At 66.0% G+C, this 21,029-nt stretch carries 23 protein-coding genes; 15 read left to right on the top strand and 8 right to left on the bottom strand.

The features are described from left to right. Window positions 1–105 precede the first annotated feature (105 nt). Window positions 106–2,520, top strand: coding sequence for a penicillin-binding protein 1A (locus tag E4341_RS10125; protein WP_165117043.1), 2,415 nt, complete (start codon window positions 106–108; stop codon window positions 2,518–2,520). A gap of 119 nt (window positions 2,521–2,639) precedes the next feature. Continuing rightward, a protein-coding gene (gene prfB / locus E4341_RS10120; protein ID WP_165117041.1) for a peptide chain release factor 2 occupies window positions 2,640–3,762 on the top strand; the annotation gives its coding sequence in 2 pieces (ribosomal slippage) (window positions 2,640–2,708 and window positions 2,710–3,762; 1,122 coding nt in all). Between the two features lie 87 nt (window positions 3,763–3,849). On the opposite strand, the gene E4341_RS10115 is transcribed toward prfB, so the two are convergent. The 4 genes from E4341_RS10115 to E4341_RS10100 form a co-directional block, all read right to left on the bottom strand. After that, window positions 3,850–4,395 (bottom strand): polymer-forming cytoskeletal protein, encoded by a 546-nt coding sequence (locus E4341_RS10115; RefSeq protein ID WP_082465003.1) that lies wholly within the window; start codon window positions 4,393–4,395, stop codon window positions 3,850–3,852. Between the two features lie 114 nt (window positions 4,396–4,509). Next, window positions 4,510–4,974: a peroxiredoxin gene (locus E4341_RS10110; protein ID WP_165117039.1), complete on the bottom strand. Its 465-nt coding sequence runs from the start codon at window positions 4,972–4,974 to the stop codon at window positions 4,510–4,512. Then, window positions 4,974–6,227, bottom strand: a complete 1,254-nt coding sequence (gene tyrS, locus E4341_RS10105) for a tyrosine--tRNA ligase (protein WP_165117037.1) — start codon at window positions 6,225–6,227, stop codon at window positions 4,974–4,976. Before tyrS ends, E4341_RS10110 begins: the two co-directional genes overlap by 1 nt. Before the next feature lie 328 nt (window positions 6,228–6,555). Beyond that, window positions 6,556–6,771: a DUF4287 domain-containing protein gene (locus E4341_RS10100; protein WP_066551351.1), complete on the bottom strand. Its 216-nt coding sequence runs from the start codon at window positions 6,769–6,771 to the stop codon at window positions 6,556–6,558. 101 nt (window positions 6,772–6,872) lie between these two features. On the opposite strand from E4341_RS10100, the gene E4341_RS10095 reads away from it, so the two are divergent. The 4 genes from E4341_RS10095 (at window position 6,873) to ahpF (ending at window position 10,984) form a co-directional block, all read left to right on the top strand. Next, complete coding sequence (locus E4341_RS10095; protein ID WP_066551353.1) at window positions 6,873–7,382, top strand: DOMON-like domain-containing protein; 510 nt, start codon at window positions 6,873–6,875, stop codon at window positions 7,380–7,382. Beyond that, a complete protein-coding gene (locus E4341_RS10090) occupies window positions 7,379–8,581 on the top strand; it encodes an exo-beta-N-acetylmuramidase NamZ domain-containing protein (RefSeq protein WP_165117035.1) in 1,203 nt (400 codons plus the stop codon). Before E4341_RS10095 ends, E4341_RS10090 begins: the two co-directional genes overlap by 4 nt. 107 nt (window positions 8,582–8,688) lie before the next feature. Further along, entirely contained in the window at window positions 8,689–9,252 is a 564-nt protein-coding gene (gene ahpC, locus E4341_RS10085) for an alkyl hydroperoxide reductase subunit C (protein WP_165117033.1), read from the top strand. Window positions 9,253–9,394: 142 nt separating this feature from the next. Continuing rightward, window positions 9,395–10,984, top strand: a complete 1,590-nt coding sequence (ahpF, locus tag E4341_RS10080) for an alkyl hydroperoxide reductase subunit F (RefSeq protein WP_165117031.1) — start codon at window positions 9,395–9,397, stop codon at window positions 10,982–10,984. Between the two features lie 4 nt (window positions 10,985–10,988). Here ahpF and E4341_RS10075 read toward each other — a convergent pair whose 3' ends face one another. From E4341_RS10075 to E4341_RS10065, 3 genes are all read right to left on the bottom strand, one after another. Then, window positions 10,989–11,249: a YdeI/OmpD-associated family protein gene (locus tag E4341_RS10075; protein ID WP_082503440.1), complete on the bottom strand. Its 261-nt coding sequence runs from the start codon at window positions 11,247–11,249 to the stop codon at window positions 10,989–10,991. A 35-nt stretch (window positions 11,250–11,284) separates the two neighbouring features. Continuing rightward, window positions 11,285–12,103 carry a transporter gene (locus E4341_RS10070; protein ID WP_165117029.1) on the bottom strand — a complete coding sequence of 273 codons (819 nt, stop codon included), beginning with the start codon at window positions 12,101–12,103 and terminating at the stop codon, window positions 11,285–11,287. A gap of 85 nt (window positions 12,104–12,188) precedes the next feature. After that, window positions 12,189–12,839 carry an alpha/beta hydrolase gene (locus E4341_RS10065; RefSeq protein WP_017504016.1) on the bottom strand — a complete coding sequence of 217 codons (651 nt, stop codon included), beginning with the start codon at window positions 12,837–12,839 and terminating at the stop codon, window positions 12,189–12,191. Window positions 12,840–12,997: 158 nt separating this feature from the next. Between E4341_RS10065 and E4341_RS10060 the strand changes: the two genes are divergently transcribed. From E4341_RS10060 to E4341_RS10020, 9 genes are read left to right on the top strand one after another with little or no spacing between them, the layout of a single operon-like run. After that, entirely contained in the window at window positions 12,998–13,477 is a 480-nt protein-coding gene (locus E4341_RS10060) for an Rrf2 family transcriptional regulator (RefSeq protein WP_165117027.1), read from the top strand. Beyond that, entirely contained in the window at window positions 13,474–14,613 is a 1,140-nt protein-coding gene (locus E4341_RS10055; RefSeq protein WP_165117025.1) for a cysteine desulfurase family protein, read from the top strand. Before E4341_RS10060 ends, E4341_RS10055 begins: the two co-directional genes overlap by 4 nt. Further along, window positions 14,613–16,079, top strand: a complete 1,467-nt coding sequence (gene sufB / locus E4341_RS10050; protein WP_165117023.1) for a Fe-S cluster assembly protein SufB — start codon at window positions 14,613–14,615, stop codon at window positions 16,077–16,079. Before E4341_RS10055 ends, sufB begins: the two co-directional genes overlap by 1 nt. Window positions 16,080–16,092: 13 nt before the next feature. Continuing rightward, window positions 16,093–16,854, top strand: coding sequence for a Fe-S cluster assembly ATPase SufC (gene sufC, locus E4341_RS10045; protein WP_165117021.1), 762 nt, complete (start codon window positions 16,093–16,095; stop codon window positions 16,852–16,854). Next, window positions 16,851–17,873 (top strand): Fe-S cluster assembly protein SufD, encoded by a 1,023-nt coding sequence (gene sufD / locus E4341_RS10040; RefSeq protein WP_165117019.1) that lies wholly within the window; start codon window positions 16,851–16,853, stop codon window positions 17,871–17,873. Before sufC ends, sufD begins: the two co-directional genes overlap by 4 nt. Then, the gene (locus E4341_RS10035; RefSeq protein WP_165117017.1) at window positions 17,852–19,090 is read left to right on the top strand and encodes an aminotransferase class V-fold PLP-dependent enzyme; all 1,239 of its coding nucleotides are present in this window, start codon (window positions 17,852–17,854) and stop codon (window positions 19,088–19,090) included. The genes sufD and E4341_RS10035 overlap by 22 nt, the downstream gene beginning before the upstream one ends. 4 nt (window positions 19,091–19,094) lie before the next feature. Beyond that, window positions 19,095–19,484 carry an SUF system Fe-S cluster assembly protein gene (locus tag E4341_RS10030; protein ID WP_017504008.1) on the top strand — a complete coding sequence of 130 codons (390 nt, stop codon included), beginning with the start codon at window positions 19,095–19,097 and terminating at the stop codon, window positions 19,482–19,484. 13 nt (window positions 19,485–19,497) lie between these two features. Continuing rightward, complete coding sequence (locus E4341_RS10025) at window positions 19,498–19,887, top strand: iron-sulfur cluster assembly accessory protein (protein ID WP_165117015.1); 390 nt, start codon at window positions 19,498–19,500, stop codon at window positions 19,885–19,887. Between the two features lie 15 nt (window positions 19,888–19,902). Beyond that, window positions 19,903–20,250, top strand: coding sequence for a TfoX/Sxy family protein (locus E4341_RS10020; protein WP_165117013.1), 348 nt, complete (start codon window positions 19,903–19,905; stop codon window positions 20,248–20,250). A 39-nt stretch (window positions 20,251–20,289) separates the two neighbouring features. Here the strand turns inward: E4341_RS10020 and E4341_RS10015 are convergent, their stop codons facing one another. Then, window positions 20,290–21,006, bottom strand: coding sequence for a lysophospholipid acyltransferase family protein (locus E4341_RS10015; protein WP_370458446.1), 717 nt, complete (start codon window positions 21,004–21,006; stop codon window positions 20,290–20,292). Between the last annotated feature and the right edge of the window lie 23 nt (window positions 21,007–21,029).

Below are 21,029 nucleotides of genomic sequence, written 5' to 3'. Positions count from 1 at the left end.
TGGGAGCTTAACGGCGGACGGGAAGGGGGCGTTGCATCGCGGCTCTAGCCATCGGCGGGCGACGCGGGCTAAAGCACCTGCTGGGGCGCGTCGTCGGAGTACGCAGTGAAGATTGCCGAACGCTGGTTCGTGTGGGCGGGCATGGTTCTGCTGGGCGGCATCGCCCTGGCGGGGTTGGTCGTCGCCGTCTATGCGGCGTGGCTGTTCCACGACCTGCCCGATGCGTCAGAGCTGGCGGACTATCGCCCGCCGACCGCGACGCGCGTCTATGCCGGCGACGGCACCCTGATCGGCGAGTTTTCGGACGAGCGCCGGATCTATGTCTCCTACGACCAGATTCCCCAGCCCGTGATCCACGCTTTCCTGGCGGCTGAAGATCGCAACTTCTTCCAGCATGGCGGCATCGACGTGGGCGGCATCGGCCGCGCGTCGCTGAAGAACGTCTTCAATCTGGCGTCGGGACGCCGGCTGGAAGGCGGCTCGACCATCACCCAGCAGGTGGCCAAGAACGTCCTGCTGACCAACGAATCCAGCCTGAACCGCAAGCTGAAGGAAGCCATCCTGGCCAATCGCCTGGAGGCGACCCTGTCCAAGGAACAAATCCTCGAGCTTTATCTGAATGAAATCTTCCTGGGCTATCGCTCGTTCGGCATCGCTTCGGCGGCCTACAACTATTTCGGCAAGTCGCTGGCGCAGCTGACGCCCGACGAAGCCGCCTTCCTGGCGTCCCTGCCCAAGGGGCCGAACAACTATCACCCCAAACGCCACCCCGGCGCGGCCAAGGGCCGTCGTGATTGGGTGCTGGGCGAGATGGAGCAGAGTGGCTGGCTGACGCCTGAACAACTGGTCGAGGCCCGCGCCAAGCCTCTGGTCACGCGCGATGCGCCGCAACGGTCGGATTACAAGGACGCCGACTTCTTCGTCGAGGAGGCGCGCCGCCAGGCCGCCGCCAACCCCCAGTTCGGCGAGCAGCTGCGCGCCGGCGGCTTCTATATGCGCACGACCCTGGACCCGACACTGCAGACGGCGGCGCGCCGGGCCCTGATGCAGGGGCTCGAAAACTACGACCGTCGTCATGGCTGGCGCGGCGGGTGGGGCACGACCGATTTCGCCGACGGCTGGCAGGCGGTCGCGCTGAAGGAACAGGCGCCGCCCGAACGCCGCAGCTGGCAGGCCGCGGCCATCGAAAGCGTCAGCGGCAACACGGTGCGCATCCGCACGGCCCGCGACGACAAGTCCGGCACGCTGCTGGCGTCGGACGCCGCCTGGGCCAACGCCAATCGTCAGCTGAAGCGCGGCGAACTGATCTTCGTGGAGCCGCAGGGCGGCCAATTCGCCCTGAAGCAGGTGCCGCGCGTCAACGGGGCGCTGGTCGCCATCGAGCCGCAGTCCGGCCGCGTGCTGGCGATGGTCGGCGGCTATTCCTACGCGCTGTCCAGCTTTAACCGGGCGACCCAGGCGCGGCGCCAACCGGGTTCCGCCTTCAAACCCTTCGTCTATGCGACGGCGCTGGAGGGCGACTTCACCCCCGCATCGATCGTGCTGGATGCGCCGATCAGCTTCGCCGGCGGTCCCAACGGCACACGCTGGACGCCCGAGAACTATAGCCGCCAATACTATGGCCCTCAGACGCTGCGGCGCGGGTTGGAGCTGTCGCGCAACGTCATGACGGTGCGGCTGGCCCAGTCGGTCGGGATGAAGAAGATCGTCGATCAGTCGGCCAAGATGGGTCTGCCGGGCATGACGCCGAACCTGTCGGTGTCGCTGGGCGCTGGCGAGGTCACGCCGCTCGAGATAACCGCCGCCTATTCCGCCTTCGCCAACGGCGGGCGGCGGGTGACGCCCTATCTGATCGACTATGTTCAGGACCGCGACGGCGAGACCATCTTCCGCGCCGACAACCGCAGCTGCCGCGAATGCGGACGGGGCTTCTCCGGCCAGGAGTCGCCGCGCCTGCAGCAGCGCGGAACCCAGGTCATCGACCCGATCACCGCCTATCAGATGAGCTCCATGCTGGAAGGCGTCGTTCAACGCGGCACCGCCGCCAGCGCGCGCGGCCTGGGTCCCTGGGTCGCGGGCAAGACCGGCACGACCAACGAATATCGCTCGGCCTGGTTCGTGGGCTTCACCACCGACATCGTGGTCGGCGTCTTCATCGGGTTTGACGACAACCGCTCGCTGGGATCCGGAGAAGCCGGCGCCTCGGCCGCCGTGCCGGTCTTCACGGAGTTCATGCAGACCGCCTTGAAGGAAAGGCCGGCTCGCCCGTTCGTGCGGCCCAAGAACGCCATCTTCCGCACCGTCAACGGCATCGAGGAGGCCTTCCGCCCTGGCACCGAACGCCAGGCCCCGCCACCGCGCCCGACCGGCCCGGCCCAGCCTGTCGGACCGCAGAACTACTATGAGGTGATCCGCCGCGAGCAGGAGGCCGCCAGCGGCGCGCCCGCCTCGTCGCCGGCGCCCACCGCGCCGCCGCCGCCCAAGAAGGCGCCGGCCGAGGACTTGAGCGGATTGTACTGAGGCTCTAGGTAGGCCTTTCGAACGGCGCGTCCTCGTGGCGCGCCGTTTTCCATTAATCCTGCCCTATTGCGCGACCTGCGGGCCGCGCTGCTTGAGGGCGTTGTGTCGCGGAGATTGCGATGAGACCGGATGTCGAGGCCATGAAGGCCGACATCGAGCAGAGCGTCGCTCTGCTCAGGAGGCGTCTTTGACTGGGATGTCGCTCTAAGAAAGCTCGATGAGCTGAATGCGCGCGTCGAAGATCCGACGCTGTGGGACAAGCCCGACGAGGCTCAGGCCGTAAGCCGCGAACGCTCGCAGCTGGAAGGCAAGATCAACACCGTCAAGGCGATGGAGCAGGACCTCGAGGACGGGGTGATGCTGGCCGAGATGGCGGACGAGGAAGGCGACGAGGGCGCACTGGAAGACGCTCGCGCGTCGCTGCGCGGCATCAAGGAACGCGCCGCGCGCGCCGAGCTGGAAGCCTTGCTGTCCGGCGAGGCCGACGGCAACGACGCCTATCTGGAAGTGAACTCCGGCGCCGGCGGCACGGAGTCGAATGACTGGGCCGGCATGCTGCTGCGCATGTACTCCCGCTGGGCCAAGGCGCACGGCTATGAGGTCACGATCGAGGCGCACGAAGAGGGCGAACAGGCGGGGGTTAAATCGGCCACCATCCTGATCGAAGGGCCCAACGCCTATGGCTGGCTGAAGTCGGAATCGGGCGTGCACCGCCTGGTCCGCATCAGCCCCTATGACGCCGCCGCCAAGCGCCACACCAGCTTCGCCTCCATCGGGGTGTCTCCGGTGGTGGACGATACGATCGAGATCGACATCAACCCCTCCGACGTGCGCACCGACACCTATCGCGCCTCGGGCGCCGGCGGTCAGCACATCAACAAGACCGACTCAGCCGTGCGCCTGACGCACACCCCGACCAACACCGTCGTCGCCTGCCAGGCCGGCCGGTCGCAGCACCAGAACCGCGAGATGGCGTGGAAGATGCTGCGCGCGCGCCTGTACGAGCTGGAACTGCAGAAGCGTGAGGCGGCGGCTCAGGCGCTGGCCGACGCCAAGACGGACATCGGGTGGGGCCACCAGATCCGCTCCTATGTCCTGCAGCCCTATCAGATGGTGAAGGACCTGCGGACCGAGGTTGAGACCTCGGACACCCAAGGCGTGCTGGACGGCGACCTCGACGCCTTCATGGGTGCGGCCCTGGCCCAACGGGTCGGCGAGACCCGCGGATCGAGCGTGGAATGACGGAAAAGGGCGGCTCTATGGAGCCGCCCTCTTTTGTTTAGGCTACCGGCCTTGCGGCCGACTTGAGCCCGTTCGCATTCGACGCGGTCAGGCGGCGGTCTTGTCCGCCTTGTCAGCCTTCGGCGCGGGGGCTTCCAGCATGGCGGCGCCGGGGGTGTCGCGCTTGGCCTGGTTACAGCGGCCCTGGAACCAAGCGCCCTGGTCGATGGCGAGCTGTTCTTGCGTGATGTCGCCCTCGACGCGGGCGGTGGCGTGCAGCTTGACCTGTTTTGCGACGATGGCGCCCGAGACGCGGCCGCGCACGTCAAGGACGTCGGCATGGACCGTGCCCTCGACCGAGCCGCCTTCGCCGATCACGACGCGCGAGACGCGGACGTCGCCCTTCAGCGAGCCGTCGACCTGAAGCTCGCCGGCGCCGGAGATGTTGCCTTCGTATTTCACGCCGGCCGACAGGGTCGACAAGTTGCTCGACCGGGCCGCCGGACGGGCCGGTTCGGGCGCGCGCGGCGCAGGCGTCGTGGCGGGCAGAGATGGCGTGCTCGCAGCCGTCGGCGTGGGCGTGGTCGGTTCGGGCGCCGGGGGGATGCCCAGGCCGTTCGATCCGCTGTCGTAGGATTTGCTCTTGGTGAACATGGTGCGCTCCGCATCTGCCAGCCAAGGCCGGCCAAGCCCCTATTAGCCCCGACGCCCACTAGGCCGTGGAGGAGGGGCCAAGGTCAAGCATCGCTTCCGAACGGCGCTCGCCGATCACAGGGCCCTGACGGCCTCCAGCACGGCGGCGGCATGGTCGGCGACCTTCACATTGCGCCAGGCCTTGGCGACGCGGCCGTCGGCGTCGATCAGGAAGGTGGCCCGCTCGATGCCCATATATTCGCGGCCATAGAGCTTTTTCTGCACCCAGACGCCCCAGGCTTCGCAGGCGGCGCCGTCCTCGTCGGAGGCGAGGGTGACGGCGAGATCGTATTTGGCCTTGAACCTGTCGTGCTTCTTCACCGTGTCCTTGGACACGCCGATGACCGGCACGCCCAGAGCGGCGAAGTCGGGCGCCAGGGCGGTGAAGTCCTGCGCCTCACGCGTGCAGCCGGTCGTGTCGTCCTTGGGATAGAAATAGACGACGGCGGGTTTGCCTTTGAGGGCGGCGAGGGTGACGCGGCCGCCGCCGTCCGTGGGCAGGTCGAGGGCGGGCGCGGGTTGGCCTTCGGCGGCGGACATCAGACGGGCCTCACCAGAACGATCTTTTTCTTGCCGGCCGCCAGTTTGATGACGCCGTCCTTGAGGTCGGCTTCGGTCAGCAGTTGGGCGCCGTCGGACACGGCGGCGTCGTTGAGGCGCAGGCCGCCGCCCTGGGCCAGGCGACGGGCCTCGCCGTTGGAGGCTGTCAGGCCGGCCTTCGTCACGACAGCGGCGATCATGGCGCCGTAGACCTCGGCCGACGGCAGTTCGACGGTCGGCAGGTCGGCGGACAGCTGGCCTTTTTCAAAGGCGCTCTCGGCGGCGGCGCGGGCGGTGGCGGCGGCCTCTGCGTCGTGCAGCATGGTCGTCGCGGCGTCGGCGAGGGCCTTTTTGGCGTCGTTGATGGCCGCACCTTCCAGCGCTTCGTATTGCGCGATCTGTTCCAGGCTCAGGTCGGTGAACAGGCGCATGAAGCGGCCGACGTCGGCGTCCTCGGCGTTACGCCAGAACTGCCAGTAGTCGTAGGGGCTGAGTTGTTCGGCGTTCAGCCAGATGGCGCCCTGAGCGGTCTTGCCCATCTTGCCGCCCGACGCCGTGGTCAGCAGCGGCGTGGTCAGGCCGAAGGCAGCCTTCTGATCCACGCGGCGAACCAGATCCACGCCCGAAGTGATGTTGCCCCACTGGTCCGAGCCGCCCATTTGCAGGGTGACATTATGGCTGCGGTTGAGCTCCAGGAAGTCCACCGACTGCATCAGCATGTAGTTGAACTCAAGGAAGGTCATCGGCTGTTCGCGCTCAAGGCGCAGCTTGACCGAGTCGAAGCTCAGCATCCGGTTGACGGTGAAGTGGGTGCCGAAATCCCTCAGGAACTGGATGTAGCCGTAGCCGGACAGCCAGTCGTCATTGTTGACCATGACCGCATCGGTCGGTCCGTCGCCGAACGTCAGGAACTTGGCGAAGACCGTCTTGATGGTGTCGATGTTCGACTGGATCGTCTCTTCGGTCAGTTGCGGACGCGACGTGTCCTTGCCGGTCGGGTCGCCGACCTTGGTCGTGCCGCCGCCCATCAGGACGATGGGCTTGCCACCCGCCTGCTGAAGCCGGCGCAGCATCATGATCTGGATCAGGCTGCCGACGTGCAATGACGGCGCAGTGGCGTCGAAGCCGATATAGCCCGGCACCACGCCCGCGGCGGCCGCCTCGTCCAATTCGACGGGGTGGGTGATCTGATGGATGTAGCCGCGCGCCTGAAGCGTGCGCAGGAAGTCGGATTTGAAGGCGTGTTCGGTCATGGTGAGGCTGGGTTAGCAGGGATGACGAGGGTCGTCTTCCCCTAGTCGAGGCGGCGTCGGCTGTTCAGACGGCGCGGATGAAAAACACCGTCTAAAGTGTCTAATTCGTCTAATCTCGGTCGGCGCGAAACTGCACGGCGACGCGAAAACGTGTGCAAAAAGCAAGATGGTGCAATTTCAGGCGGAGCGGCTTTGGGCATGGCTCGCCCATTGTACGACCGTTTTGCAGAGTGACAGGGTAAGCGCTGCTGCTTCGTCTCAAAACCTTGTTTTGTCGGGGTATATCTGGCGGAAATACTAAGGTTAGTGTGACTTTTGAGCGTGGCCGCTACTTCAATCCGTCCTGCGCTAACGTGTAGGCGACCACGGCGTTGGCGTGGCCGTGGCCCATGCCGTGCGCGTCCTTGAGAATGGAAACCAACTCCATGTGCCGGGCGGGATAGCCGTCGCGCACAATCTGCTGCCAATGGGAAATAGGATGGCCGTAGGTCTTCTCGATTGAGGGGAAGTATGACGCCGGACCCTTCACGGGATTGTCGGGCATGAGGTTTTCCGTTTCCAGAACCGATACTATCGCAACGCGCGGTGAGCGTCACGGCGATGCATGAGCGTTGACCGTGCGCGTTGCTTCGATACGAAGGCTCTATGCGTCTGCCTCTGATCCCGCACCCGACATCCAGCCCGGCCGGGCTGACGCTAGAGGTCGAGGCGCGGCGAGCCGGGCGGGTGTTGAGCCTGGAGTATATGCTGGCCGGACCGGTGGATGGGGTGTGGCGGCCGGAGACGGCGGCGCGGGTGCGGACGGATGGGCTGTGGCAGGCAACCTGTTTCGAGGCGTTCGTTCGCACCGAGGCGGGCGGCTATGTCGAATACAATCTGTCGCCGTCGGGGGCGTGGGCGGCCTATCGGTTCGACGGCTATCGCGAGGGGATGCGGGATCTGGAGATGCCCGCGCCGTTCATCGTGACGCGGTCGGCGCCCGGACAGTTCGTGCTGACGGCGGACGTGACGTTGCCGGAGGATGCGGTCGGGGCGGCGGGGTTGGCGGCGGTGATCCGGGGCGTGGACGGGGCGATCGGCTATTGGGCGCTGGCGCATCCTTCGGATAAGCCGGACTTTCATCATCCCGACTCGTTCGCGCTGGACCTGACATGAACTTCGGCCTCGACCGCCTTTTGTCCGACGACGCCCTGAGGGCGCAGCTTAAGGGACGGCGCGTGGCCTTGCTGGCGCATCCGGCGTCGGTGACGACGGACCTGACCCATGCGGTGGACGCGCTGGCCGCCTGTCCCGAGATCCTGCTGACCGCTGCCTTTGGCCCGCAGCACGGGATGAAGGGCGATCTGCAGGACAATATGATGGAGAGCCCGGATTATCGCGATCCGGTGCACGGCTTTCCCGTCTTCAGCCTGTACGGCGAGGTGCGGCGGCCGCGCGACGAATGGATGGCCGAGTTCGACGTGCTGCTGGTCGATCTGCAGGACCTGGGCTGCCGAATCTACACCTATGTGACGACCCTTCTGTACGTGCTGGAGGCGGCGGCGAAACACGGCAAGTCGGTCTGGGTGCTGGACCGGCCCAATCCGGCGGGACGGCCGGTCGAGGGGATGACGCTGAAGCCCGGCTGGGAAAGCTTCGTCGGGGCCGGGCCGATGCCGATGCGGCACGGGATGACGATGGGCGAGTTGGGCCTGTGGTTCATCGACCAGTTCAAGCTGGATGTGGATTATCGGGTGGTGGAGATGCAGGGCTGGGCGCCCGAGGCGGGGCCGGGCTTCGGCTGGCCGCTGCTGGACCGGTCATGGGTCAATCCCAGCCCGAATGCGCCGAACCTGTCGATGGCGCGCGCCTATGCGGGCACGGTGATGCTGGAAGGGGCGACCCTGTCAGAAGGGCGGGGGACGACACGGCCGCTGGAGCTGTTCGGAGCGCCGGACATCGATGCCCGGGCGGTGATCGCGGAAATGCAGGCGCTGGCGCCGGATTGGCTGGGCGGCTGCATCTTGCGCGACATGTGGTTCGAGCCGACCTTCCATAAGCACGTCGGAAAGCTGTGCAGCGGGGTGCAGATCCACGTCGATCACCCTGGCTACGACCATGCGGCCTTCAAGCCGTGGCGGGTTCAGGCCCTGGGCTTCAAGGCGATCCGTCGGTTGTATCCCGACTACGATCTGTGGCGGGATTTTCCCTATGAGTATGCGTTCGGCAAACTGCCCATCGACGTGATCAACGGCGGACCGGGGTTGCGGGAATGGGTGGACGACGCGGCGGCGACGCCAGGCGATCTGGATGCGGCGACGCAGCCGGACGAGGCGGCGTGGGAGAAGGCCCGGCGACCGTTCCTGCTCTATTGACGGCCATAACCAAAATCTATTGCGCATCTGCAAATAAGTGATTGGGCTTATTTGGTGCGGTGCGGTAGGGAGGGGGTCTCCCAACCACCTTGCATTGGATTTTGCGCATGGCCCTCATCAACACGACCATCAAACCCTTTACGGCCGAAGCCTATAAGGGCGGCAAATTCCTGACGGTCACGGACGCCGACGTCGCGGGCAAGTGGGCGATCTTCTTCTTCTATCCGGCCGACTTCACCTTCGTGTGCCCGACCGAACTGGAAGACCTGGCTGACCACTACGCCGAGTTCCAGAAGCTGGGCGTCGAGATCTATTCGGTGTCGACCGACACGCACTTCTCGCACAAGGCCTGGCACGACTCGTCGCCGGCGATCGGCAAGATCGAATACACGATGCTGGGCGATCCGTCGGGCCTGGTGACCAACAACTTCGACGCCATGCGTCCGGGCGTGGGCCTGGCCGACCGCGCCACCTTCCTGGTCGATCCGGACGGCGTGATCCAGTTCACCGAGACGACGTCGGAAGGCATCGGCCGCAACGCCGTCGAACTGCTGCGCAAGGTCAAGGCCGCCCAGTATGTGCGCTCGCACCCGGGTGAAGTCTGCCCGGCCAAGTGGGAAGAAGGCGAAGCCACCCTGGCCCCGTCGCTCGACCTCGTCGGCAAGATCTAAGACTGACTACGCCTATCGGGTCCGGCCTTCGGGTCGGACCCACCCGGCCGCCTCCCAAATGCGGGACGCGGACCTTATCGCGCAGGCCTCGCCGGGATCGGCTCGAAGGCGGCGCGTTACCCTGAAATTCGAGGAGCATCCGATGCTAGACGCCAATCTGAAATCCCAGCTCGAAGCCTACCTCAAGAACATCGTCCATCCCGTCGAACTGGTCGCCTCGCTGGGCGCGGGGCCCAAGTCGATCGAGCTGAAGACCCTGCTTGAGGAGATCGTCTCGGTCTCGCACGGCAAGGTGGAGATGGGCCGCGACTATGACGACGAGCGTCAGCCCAGCTTCCTGATCCGGCGCAAGGGCACGGACATCGGGGTGCGATTCGCGGGCATTCCGCTGGGCCACGAGTTCACCTCGCTGGTGCTGGCCCTGCTGCACGTCGGCGGCCATCCCTCCAAGGCGGCGCAGGAGGTGATCCAGCAGGTCAGGGACCTGGACGGCGACTATGTGTTCGAGACCTATTTCTCGCTGTCGTGCCAGAATTGCCCGGACGTGGTGCAGGCGCTGAATCTGATGAGCGTGATCAATCCGCGCATCAAACACGTCGCCATCGAGGGCGGCCTGTTCAAGGACGAGGTCGAGGAACGCAAGATCATGGCCGTGCCGACGGTCTTCCTGAACGGCGAACTGTTCGGTCAGGGCCGGATGGAGCTGGAGCAGATCGTCGCCAAGCTGGATTCCGGCGCCGAGGCCCGTGCGGCCGAGCGTCTGAAGTCGAAGGATCCGTTCGAGGTTCTGGTGGTCGGCGGCGGGCCGGCCGGAGCGGCGGCCGCCATCTATACGGCGCGCAAGGGCATTCGCACGGGCGTCGTCGCCGAACGCTTCGGCGGACAGGTGCTGGATACGATGGCGATCGAGAACTTCGTCTCGGTCCCTTACACCGAAGGACCCAAGCTGGCGGCTCATCTGGAGCAACACGTCCGCGAGTATGAAGTGGACCTGATGAACCTGCAGAAGGCGGCCAAGCTGATACCGGCCAAGGTTGCGGGCGGCCTGCACGAGGTGGTGCTGGATAATGGCGCCAGCCTGAAATCACGGACCGTCATCCTGTCGACGGGCGCGCGCTGGCGCCAGATGAACGTGCCGGGCGAGGAGCAGTACAAGAATAAGGGCGTGGCCTATTGCCCGCACTGCGACGGGCCACTGTTCAAGGGCAAGCGGGTGGCGGTGATCGGCGGCGGCAACTCCGGCGTCGAGGCGGCGATCGACCTGGCGGGCATCGTCGCCCATGTGACCCTGATCGAATATGACAGCGAAATGCGGGCCGATGCGGTGCTGCAGCGCAAGCTGGCGACCCTGCCGAACGTGCGGATTGTGACCTCGGCCCTGACGACCCAGGTGCATGGCGACGGCGAGAAGGTGACGGGCCTGTCCTACAAGGACCGCAACTCGGACGCCCATCACGACGTCGATCTGGAAGGCATCTTCGTGCAGATCGGTCTGGTCCCGAACACCGAATGGCTGCACGGCGCGGTGGGCCTGACCCCGCGCGGCGAGATCGAGGTGGATCACCGCGGCGAGACCTCGCAGCCGGGCATCTTTGCGGCGGGCGACGCGACGACCGTGCCCTACAAGCAGATCGTCATCGCCATGGGCGAAGGCTCTAAGGCGGGGCTGTCGGCATTCGACTACATGATCCGTACCGAACCGGCGAAAGAGGCGGTGGCCGAACCGGCGTGATCGCTTAACGGTGAGGGCAACCGGGCCAGCAGCAGGGGCGGCGTTTGCCGTCGGTCAAGCTCGCCCGGCCCCAATCCAGCCGTTTGCGCCGGGTTTCCGACTTCTTGGCGGTCTCGATCCAGCAGATCCATTCGTTGCGGGCCAGGGGCGTGATGTCGCGCCAGGTCGCCAAGGCGTCCGGCGCGGCGACCAACGACGCGCGCAGGTCGTCCGGCAAGTCATGAACCACGCCGCCGGGGATGTCGGTCGCATCTGCCATACCCATTTGTCGCAGCGACAGGTCTGATCCGCAACGGCGCGTTAGAACCGCCGTGCGAGACCGACACCGAACTCCACGTCCGGGCTGTCGTCGTTCAGGCCGAAGTTAAGACCGAAATCCAGCTGGGCGTCGGGCAGGGACGGCGGCGACCAGACGGCGGTCAGGTCGAAGGTGGATGGCGTGGTCGGCGCGACGGGATCATCGTCGCGGCTGATCCAGACCTCGGCGCCTAGGTCCCATTGGCCAAAGCCGCGCCCTACGCCTGCGACCATCGTATAGGCGCCGTGGCGGCCGTCGCCGTCCGCATCCGAAACCCAGTCCACCTCGGGCGACAGGCTCAGGCTCCAGTCGTCGTTCAGCGGGATGGAGACCGGCAGGATGACGCCGCCCTCGAACCCGTCGGCGCGAATGCCGCGCGCACCCGTCGGCGCGGTGATGAAGCCGGAAATCGCGAGGGACAGGCCCGAGCCGTCAGGGTTCTTCAGCGAGTGCCGCAGGCCGATACTGAGATCGCCGACGCCTTCGTTCACATCACGATCGCCGGTCGCGCGGTCGAGAATGCGTTCGTGGTTCCAGGTCGTGAGTCCGAGTTGAAGCTCAGTCAGGCCGGTCAGGCCATAGCGCACGAACAGGTCACCGGCGTCCCAGGTGTCGGTCCGTGTGACGTCGTCCGTCTGACGCGCGCCGTCGAACAGGCCGAGTTCGACCTGCCAGCGGCCCTTGTCGAGGATGCAGGCAGGCGTGCCCTTGCCGGGGCGATCGGCGCAGAAATCGCGCTCTGATGCGGGAGTCGACTGAGCCGCAACGGCCGAGGGCAAGGCCAGAGAGGCGATCAGGGCGATCAGAAGGGGCGGACGCATGGCGGATCTCGCAGCGATGTCTCGCCCGATCATGCCGCCCGCGCCTTAATCAGCCGTGACGCCAAGCCGAATATCAGGCCGGATGTTAGGCCGGCTTTTCTTCCAGACGCTTGTCCAGATAGGCGCCGACGCGGGTTTCGACCGCGCTCATGTGGTCCTGCCAGAAGTGGCTGGCGCCCTCTTCCAGTTCGTAGTCGATGATGATGCCCTTTTGGGTGCGCAGCTTGTTGACCACGCGCTCGACCTCGACAGGCGGGACGATGGTGTCGGCAGTGCCGTGCAGGAACAGGCCGGACGCCGGGCAGGGCGCCAGGAAGCTGAAGTCATACATGTTCGACGGCGGCGAGACCGAGATGAAGCCGTCCGTTTCGGGGCGACGCATCAGAAGCTGCATGCCGATATAGGCGCCGAACTGATAGCCGGCGACCCAGGTCTGGCTGGCGCCAGGGTTGTTGGCCTGGAGCCAATCGAGGGCGGTGGCCGCGTCGGCCAGCTCGCCGATGCCCGAATCGAACTCGCCCTGCGACTTGCCGACGCCGCGCGAGTTGTAGCGCAGGGTCGCAAAGCCACGCTGCTGGAACAGCTGGTGCAGGGTGACCGCGACCGGGTTGTTCATATGTCCGCCCGCCTTGGGGTGCGGATGCAGGATCAGCGCGATCGGGGCATTCGGGCGCTTGCCCGGGGAATAGCGGCCTTCGATGCGACCGGAGGCGCCGGGCAGGATGACTTCAGGCATAGGGGCTCTGGAATCCGTTCAACTGTCATTTCGCGAGTGCGTAATACTTGACCGCGGAGGTGGGACTTTCTAAGTCCCTCCGCAAGCGCGCCGCCTTTGCGAAGGCGCGGGTTCTAGCACAGGAGCCCCGAAAAGCGCGCAATTTTTGAAGGGGCGAAATGCGTCTGTCGACCAAGGGACGATACGCCGTGATGGCGATGGCCGATCTGGCGAAGAACGGACGCGGCGAGAGCGGTGAAATCCGGGCGGTTTCGCTGGCCGAGATCGCCGCGCGCCAGGAGATTTCGCTGAGCTATCTGGAGCAGTTGTTCGCCCGTCTGAGGAAGAGCGAACTGGTCAAGAGCGTGCGCGGGCCGGGCGGCGGATACCGTCTGTCCAAGGCGGCGCACGAGACGGTGGTCGCCGAGATCGTGCTGGCGGTGGATGAACCGATCCGGGCGACGCGGTGCGTGGCGCATGGCTCGCCCAAGGGCTGCATGCTGGCCGGCGAACGCTGCATCACCCACAATCTTTGGGAAGACCTGGGCGACGAAATTCATCGCTATCTGGCGGGCGTGTCGCTGGAGGATGTGGTGATGAACCGCACGGGCCAGCGTCGGCGCAATGTCGAAGCCTCGGCCGTGGGGGTCGCGGCATGAGCGGCGTCTATCTGGACTATAACGCCTCGGGCCTGGTGCGGCCGCAGGTGCTGGAGATCATGGCCAGGGCCCTGGCCGACAACGGCAATCCGTCGGCGGTCCATGCGGCCGGCCGGCGGGCGCGGGCGCGGGTCGAAACCGCGCGGGCGCAGGTCGCGGACCTGGTCGGGGCCGATCCGACGGCGGTGGTGTTCAACTCAGGCGGCACGGAAGCCAACGCCCAGGGCATCGCCAGCGCCTTGGCGGCCGGCTGCGAGCGGCTGATCGTGTCGGCGACCGAACATCCGTGCGTGGCCGAGACGGCGGCGAATGCGGGGGCGCCGGTCGAGGTGCTGCCGGTCGATGCGAACGGCGTGGTCGATCTGGACTGGCTGGCGGAGGCGCTGAACCGCCCGGGCCGGGCCGTGGTCGCCATCCATCATGCGAACAATGAAAGCGGCGTCATCCAGCCGATCGCCGAGGCGGCGGCCCTGGTGCGGGCGGCGGGCGCCTGGCTGCATGTCGACGCCATCCAATCGGCGGGCAAGATCGCGGTCGATATGCGCGCGCTGGACGCGGACACCCTGACTTTGTCTGCGCACAAGCTGGGCGGGGCGCAGGGCGTCGGCGCCCTGATCTTCAAGGAAGTCCTCTCGGGCGTGCGGATCCTGCACGGCGCAGGGCAGGAGCGGGGCCTGCGCGCCGGGACCGAGAACGTGCCGGGCATCGCCGGGTTCGGCGTCGCGGCCGATTGCGCTGCGCGGGATCTGGAGACGATGGCCTCGCACGTCGCCTGGCGCGATGCGGCCGAAGCCAAGGTCAAGGCCGCAGGCGCGACCATCATCGGCGGCGGCGTGGCGCGGCTGCCCAACACCCTGTTCATGGCCGTCGAGGGCTGGGACAGTCCGCAGCAACTGATCACCCTGGACCTGACGGGCGTCATGGTGTCGGCCGGCTCGGCCTGCTCATCGGGCAAGGTGAAGCCGTCCAAGACCATCAGCGCCATGGGCCTGAATGCGCTGGCGACCGGGGGCGTGCGCGTCTCCGGCGGCTGGGGCACGGTCGAAGGTGACTGGATGCGGTTCGCCGACGCCTGGGTCGCCGCCTACAACAAGCACAAGACGCGCGCCGCCGAGCGCGTGAGAGAGGTCGCCTGATGGCCGCCGTCAAGGAAACCATCGACGCCGTCGCCGCGCTGGAGAAGTACGAGCACGGCTTCACGTCCGACATCGAGACGGAATATGCGCCCAAGGGACTGAGCGCCGAGATCGTGCGCTTCATTTCCGAAAAGAAGGGCGAGCCGGAATGGATGCTGGAATGGCGTTTGGCCGCCTATGAGCGCTGGCTGGCGATGGAGGAGCCGACCTGGGCGGCGGTCCGTTACGAGCCCGTCGATTATCAGGACCTGTTCTACTATGCGGCGCCCAAGGCGAAGGAGGGGCCCAAGTCGCTGGACGAGGTCGATCCAGAGATCCTGGAAATCTACAAGAAGCTGGGCATCCCGCTGAAGGAGCAGGAGGTGCTGGCCGGGGTGCAGGGCGCGCCCAAGGTCGCCGTGGACGCCGTATTCGACAGCGTGTCGGTGGTCACGACCTTCAAGGAGGAACTGGCCAAGGTCGGCGTGATTTTCATGCCGATTTCCGAGGCCTTGCGCGAATATCCTGATCTGGTTCGGCAGTATCTGGGGTCGGTGGTGCCGGTCTCGGACAATTATTTCGCAGCGCTGAACAGCGCGGTCTTTTCGGACGGGTCATTCGTCTACATCCCGCCGGGCGTGAAATGTCCGATGGAGCTGTCGACCTATTTCCGCATCAACGCCAGCCAGACAGGCCAGTTCGAGCGGACCCTGATCATCGCCGACAAGGGGGCCTACGTCTCCTACCTTGAGGGCTGCACCGCGCCGATGCGCGACGAGAACCAGCTGCACGCAGCCGTGGTCGAGATCGTGGCGCTGGACGACGCCGAGGTGAAATATTCGACGGTCCAGAACTGGTATCCGGGCGACGCCGAGGGCAAGGGCGGCATCTACAACTTCGTGACCAAGCGCGCCGACTGCCGGGGCGATCGGTCCAAGGTGTCGTGGACGCAGGTCGAGACCGGCTCGGCCGTGACCTGGAAGTATCCGTCTTGCGTCCTGAAGGGCGAAGAAAGCTCGGGCGAGTTCTATTCCATCGCCATCACCAACGGACATCAGCAGGCCGACACCGGCACCAAGATGATCCACTTGGGCAAGAACTCGAAGTCGCGGATCATCGCCAAGGCAGTGTCGGCGGGCAAGTCGGACTCGACCTATCGAGGCCTGGTCTCGGTGCATCCGAAGGCGACGGGCGTGCGCAACTTCACCCAGTGCGACTCCCTGCTGATCGGCAAGGAGTGCGGCTCGCACACCATCCCTTATATCGAGGCGCGCAACGGCTCGGCCCAACTGGAGCACGAGGCGACGACGACGCGCCTGTCGGACGACCAGCTGTTCTACGCCCAGCAGCGGGGGCTGTCGCAGGAGGAGGCGGTGGCCCTTCTGGTCAACGGCTTCGTCCGCGACGTGATGCAGAAACTGCCGATGGAGTTCGCCGTCGAGGCGCAGAAGCTGGTGGCGATCAGCCTTGAAGGCTCGGTTGGATAATCAAGAAGAAACAATGCTTAATATTAACAACCTCCACGTCTCTGTCGGCGAAAAGCCGATCCTGAAGGGCCTGACGCTCAACGTTCCAGCGGGCGAGGTGCACGCCATCATGGGGCCGAACGGCGCGGGCAAGTCGACGCTGGGTTACGCCCTGTCGGGACGGCCGGGCTATGAGGCGACGGAAGGGTCTGTCGAATGGGCGGGCGAGGACCTGCTGGCGCTGGATCCGGCCGAACGGGCGGCCAAGGGGGTGTTTCTGTCGTTCCAGTATCCGATCGAGATCCCCGGCGTGCCGGCCCTGACCTTCGTGCGGACGGCGCTGAATGCGCAAAAGCGCGCGCGAGGCGAGGAGGAGGTGGCGGCGCCCGCCTTCCTGAAGCTGGTCCGCGAGGCGTCCAAGGCGCTGAAGATGGACTTCGACATGCTGAAGCGGCCGCTGAACGTCGGCTTCTCCGGTGGCGAGAAGAAACGGATGGAGATCCTGCAGATGGCCCTGCTGGAGCCGTCGCTGCTGATCTTGGACGAGACCGATTCCGGCCTCGATATCGACGCCCTGCGCATCGTGTCGGAAGGGGTGAATGCACTGCGTCGTCCTGACCGCGCCATGCTGGTCATCACCCACTATCAGCGCCTGCTCGACTACATCAAACCGGATCGGGTGCATGTGCTGGCAAGCGGTCGGATCGTGGCCTCGGGCGGGCCGGAGCTGGCTCTGGAGCTGGAGGCGGAAGGGTACGATAAATATCTGCCGCCCGTCCTAGAGGGGGCGGCATGAGCGCGGCCTTCGCCATCGACCTGACCGACGCCGAGACCTATCCGTCGCGACGGACGGAAGCGTGGAAATACAGCGACCTGAAGCGCTATCTTCGCGCCGCGCCGGAGCCGTCAGGCACGGCTGAGGTCGGGCCGCCGGGACCGTTTTATGATCTGGGCGGGGAGGCGATCGTCTTCGCCAACGGACGCGCCGTCGGCGTGACCGACTTCATCGCCTCGGGCGAGCGGACCCTGAGGCTGCGCTATGTGTCGGACGCCGTAGGCACGGGCCACACGGCCAGCGCGCGGGTTTCGGCGCGCGCCGGCGCCAAGCTGCTGCTTCTGGAGACGCACGAGGGCGCGGGTTCGGCCTATGTGGCGCACAATACGCTGGAACTGGACGTGGCGGCCGGCGCCGAGGTGACGCGCGTCGTCCTGGTCGAGGAGCCGGAGGACGCGATTTCCGTGTCCGAAGCCCATGTGAAGGTCGAGGCGGGCGGCGTCTATCGCCAGACCATCGTCACGACCGGCGCCAAGCTGCAGCGGATCGAGACGCGCATCACCCACTATGCCCAGGGTGCGCAGGTTCAGGCCGACGGCCTGTATCTACTGAACGGATCGCGTCATGCGGACCTGACCAGCGTGGTGCGTCACGTGGAACACGACGGCGCGACCTCGCAACTGATCAAGGGCGTGGCCCGCGATACGGCGCGCGGCGTCTTCCAGGGCAAGATCGTGGTCGAGCGCGGCGCCGACGGCACCGATGCGCGCATGGGCCACCACGCCCTGATCGCCAGCGAGCGGGCCGAGATCGACGCCAAGCCGGAACTGATCATCTATGCCGACGACGTGCAGTGCGCGCACGGCAACACCGTTGGGACGCTGGACGAGAGCGCCCTGTTCTACATGCAGCAGCGCGGCATTCCGGCCGATGAGGCCCGCGCCCTGCTGACCCAGGCCTTCCTGATCGAGGTCATCGACCGGATTGAGCATGATGGCGCGAGAGAGGTGGCGCGGGAATGGCTGACGGCGCGGTTGTGAACACCTTCGATCCCTATGCCGTGCGGGCGCAGTTCCCGATCCTGTCGCGACAGGTGAACGGCAAGCCGCTGGTCTATCTGGACAATGCGGCCTCTGCGCAGAAGCCGCGCGCGGTGATCGACGCCCTGGTGGCGACGATGGAGGGCGGCTACGCCAACGTCCACCGGGGCCTGCACACCCTGTCGAACGAGGCGACCGAAGCCTTCGAAAAGGCGCGCGAGATCGTCGCCCGTTTTCTGAATGCCGAGAGCGCCGAACAGGTGGTCTGGACCAAGGGCGGGACCGAGGCGATCAATCTGGTGGCCAATGGGCTGGGCCTGTCGATCCAGCCGGGCGACGAGATCATCGTCTCGGAGATGGAGCATCACTCCAACATCGTGCCGTGGCATCTGCTGCGCGAACGGCGCGGGGCGGTGATCAAGTGGATTCCGGTCAAGGACGACGGGGCACTGGACATGGCGGCCTATGCCGACCTGCTGGGGCCCAGGACGCGGATGGTGGCGGTCACCCATATGTCGAACGTGCTGGGGACGATCAATCCGGTCGCTGAGATCACGCGACTGGCCCAAGCGGCGGGCGCTCAGGTGCTGATCGACGGGTGCCAGGGGGCGGTCCATGCGACGCCGGACGTGCAGGCCATCGGCTGCGACTTCTATGTGCTGACCGGGCACAAGCTGTTTGCGCCCACCGGCATCGGCGCCCTGTACGGCAAGGCCGAGGCGCTGGAGGCGCTGCCGCCCTATCAGGGCGGGGGCGAGATGATCGAGACGGTCGAGCAGGACCGCGTGACCTATGCCCGGCCGCCTCACCGCTTCGAGGCAGGGACGCCCCCGATCCTGGAGGCCATCGGCCTGGGCGTGGCGTTGGAATGGCTGGCGCAATACGACCGGGCGGCCGTGCAAGCGCATGAGCATGCCCTTTATCAGCACGCTGTTGACCGACTTCAGGGTCAGAACTGGCTGCGGATTCTGGGGCAGGCGGAAGGCAAGGGCGCGATCCTGACCTTCGCCGTCGAGGGTGCGCATGCCCATGACGTCGCCCAGATCATGGACCGTTACGGGGTCGCGGTGCGCGCAGGTCTGCACTGCGCCGAGCCGCTGGCGAAAAGAATGGGGGTGACGTCGAGCACCCGCGCCTCCTTCGCCCTATATAACACCGTGGAGGATGCCGACGCCTTCGTGGATGCGCTGATCAAGGCGCGGAACTTCTTCGTGTAAGCCGATGACAGATCAACCGATTCAAGACAGCGACGCCTTCAAGGACGCCTGGGACGAACCTCAGAAGAGCGCCCTGTCGCAGGCCGAGCTGGACACCCTCACCGATCAACTGATCGAGGCGCTGAAGTCGGTCTATGATCCGGAAATCCCGGTCGACATCTATGAGCTGGGCCTGATCTACCGCGTGGACGTCAACGACGATCGCGATGTGGTGGTGGACATGACGCTGACGGCGCCGGGCTGTCCCGTCGCCGGCGAAATGCCGGGCTGGGTCGAGACGGCGGTGGAGAAGGTCGAAGGCGTGCGCAGCGCCAAGGCCAATCTGGTATTCGATCCGCCGTGGGACGCCTCCAAGATGAGCGACGAGGCCAAGCTGGCCCTGAACATGTTCTGATGGATATGTTCTGATGAGCGAACTTCAAGCCACATCCCGGCCGCGTCGCCCGCGCCCCAAGGCCGTCACCCTGACGGACGCCGCCGCCGAGCGCGTGCGCGAAATCCTGGACAATGCCGAGAACGATCACATCGGTTTGAGGATCGGGGTCAAGAATGGCGGTTGCGCCGGGCAGGAATACACCTTCGCCTATGCCGACGAGATCGGGCCGATGGACGAGGTGGTCGAGGACAAGGGTGTCACCATTCTGATCGAACCTCGGGCCGTGCTGTTCCTGATCGGCACCGAGATCGACTATGAGATGACGCGTCTGGCGTCCAAGTTCGTGTTCAACAATCCGAACCAGACTGACGCCTGCGGCTGCGGCGAGAGCGTGACCATCGTGCCGGTCGCCGCCGACTGAGAGGGCCCCGGTCTGATGGCCTACGACCCCGACTTCGGTGAATGGGTGCGCGAGCATTTCCACGCGCTCGGTCGCCTGGAGATCAAGCGGATGTTCGGCGGGGCGGGGGTCTATGCCGCCGGCGTCATGTTCGCGCTGCTGGACGACGGCGTGGTCTGGCTGAAGGGCGACGAGGCGCTGGGCGCGGCCTTCGTCGAGGCCGGCTCGCGTCAGTTCACCTATCCGACCAAGGACGGCCGCACGATGAGCATGGGCTACTGGACCCTGCCCGAAGCGGCTCTGGACGATCCCGACGAAGCCGTCGCCTGGGCGCGGCGGTCGCTGGATGTGGCGGTCAAGAAGGCGTCGGGAAAGAAGCGCTAGCCCTCTATTTAGTCGGTGTGTCGATAAGCACGGCCGGCGTCACGGGTTGACCCGTGGCCTGGGCGACGAGTTCGGCGGTGCGGGTCTGGTGACAGATTCGAGGCGAGCCAGGAACTCGTCCTTGGGAAGGCCGACAGGGATCGGGTCGAGGAACTCTAGCGTCGCCGTGCCGGGGTGCTTCTCGTACTTTTCCTCGGGCCAGAAGAGGCCGAGGTTGGTAGCGAGCGGCACGACCGGCACGTCGAAGTCGCGGTACGTGTGCCAGACGCCGGAGCGGTATTTGAACTTCTTGCCGACGGGCGCGAGGTGCCCCTCGGGATAGATCAGGATCTTGCGGTTCTCAGCGCTGGCCTCGGCGGCGCGCATGGCCAGGGCCTTGCGGGCTTCGTGGCCGCCGCAGGAGTTGACGACGATGGCGCCCAGTTTCTTCAGCACGCCGCCCAGTAGGGGAAACTTTTCCAGGTGGTCGCCGGTGACGAAGGCGATGTCGTCGAACTGATCGTAGGTCGCAAAGCCGTCGCCCCAGCTTTGATGTTTTGAGGCGATGATGAAGGCGCCCGCGGGCAACCGGTCCTTGCCGCGAACGTCCAGCTTGATGCCGGCGAAGATCGACATGGCCTGGACCATGCGCTTCACATAGCGGCGGATGACCCAACTGGCCGGGCCGCGACCGGGGGCGAGCGCGGCGAAGGCGGCGGTCAGCCCGTAGCCGATCGACAGGATCCAGTAGGCGGCATTGAAGGCGAAACTGCGCATGGGGCGACTATGGCAGAAAGCTT

Origin of the sequence: Brevundimonas sp. 'scallop' (genome assembly GCF_011045535.1) — a bacterium.
GTDB lineage: Bacteria > Pseudomonadota > Alphaproteobacteria > Caulobacterales > Caulobacteraceae > Brevundimonas > Brevundimonas vesicularis.
Note: the sequence above shows the minus strand (reverse complement) of the source record. Positions and strands in the feature narration are given on the sequence as shown.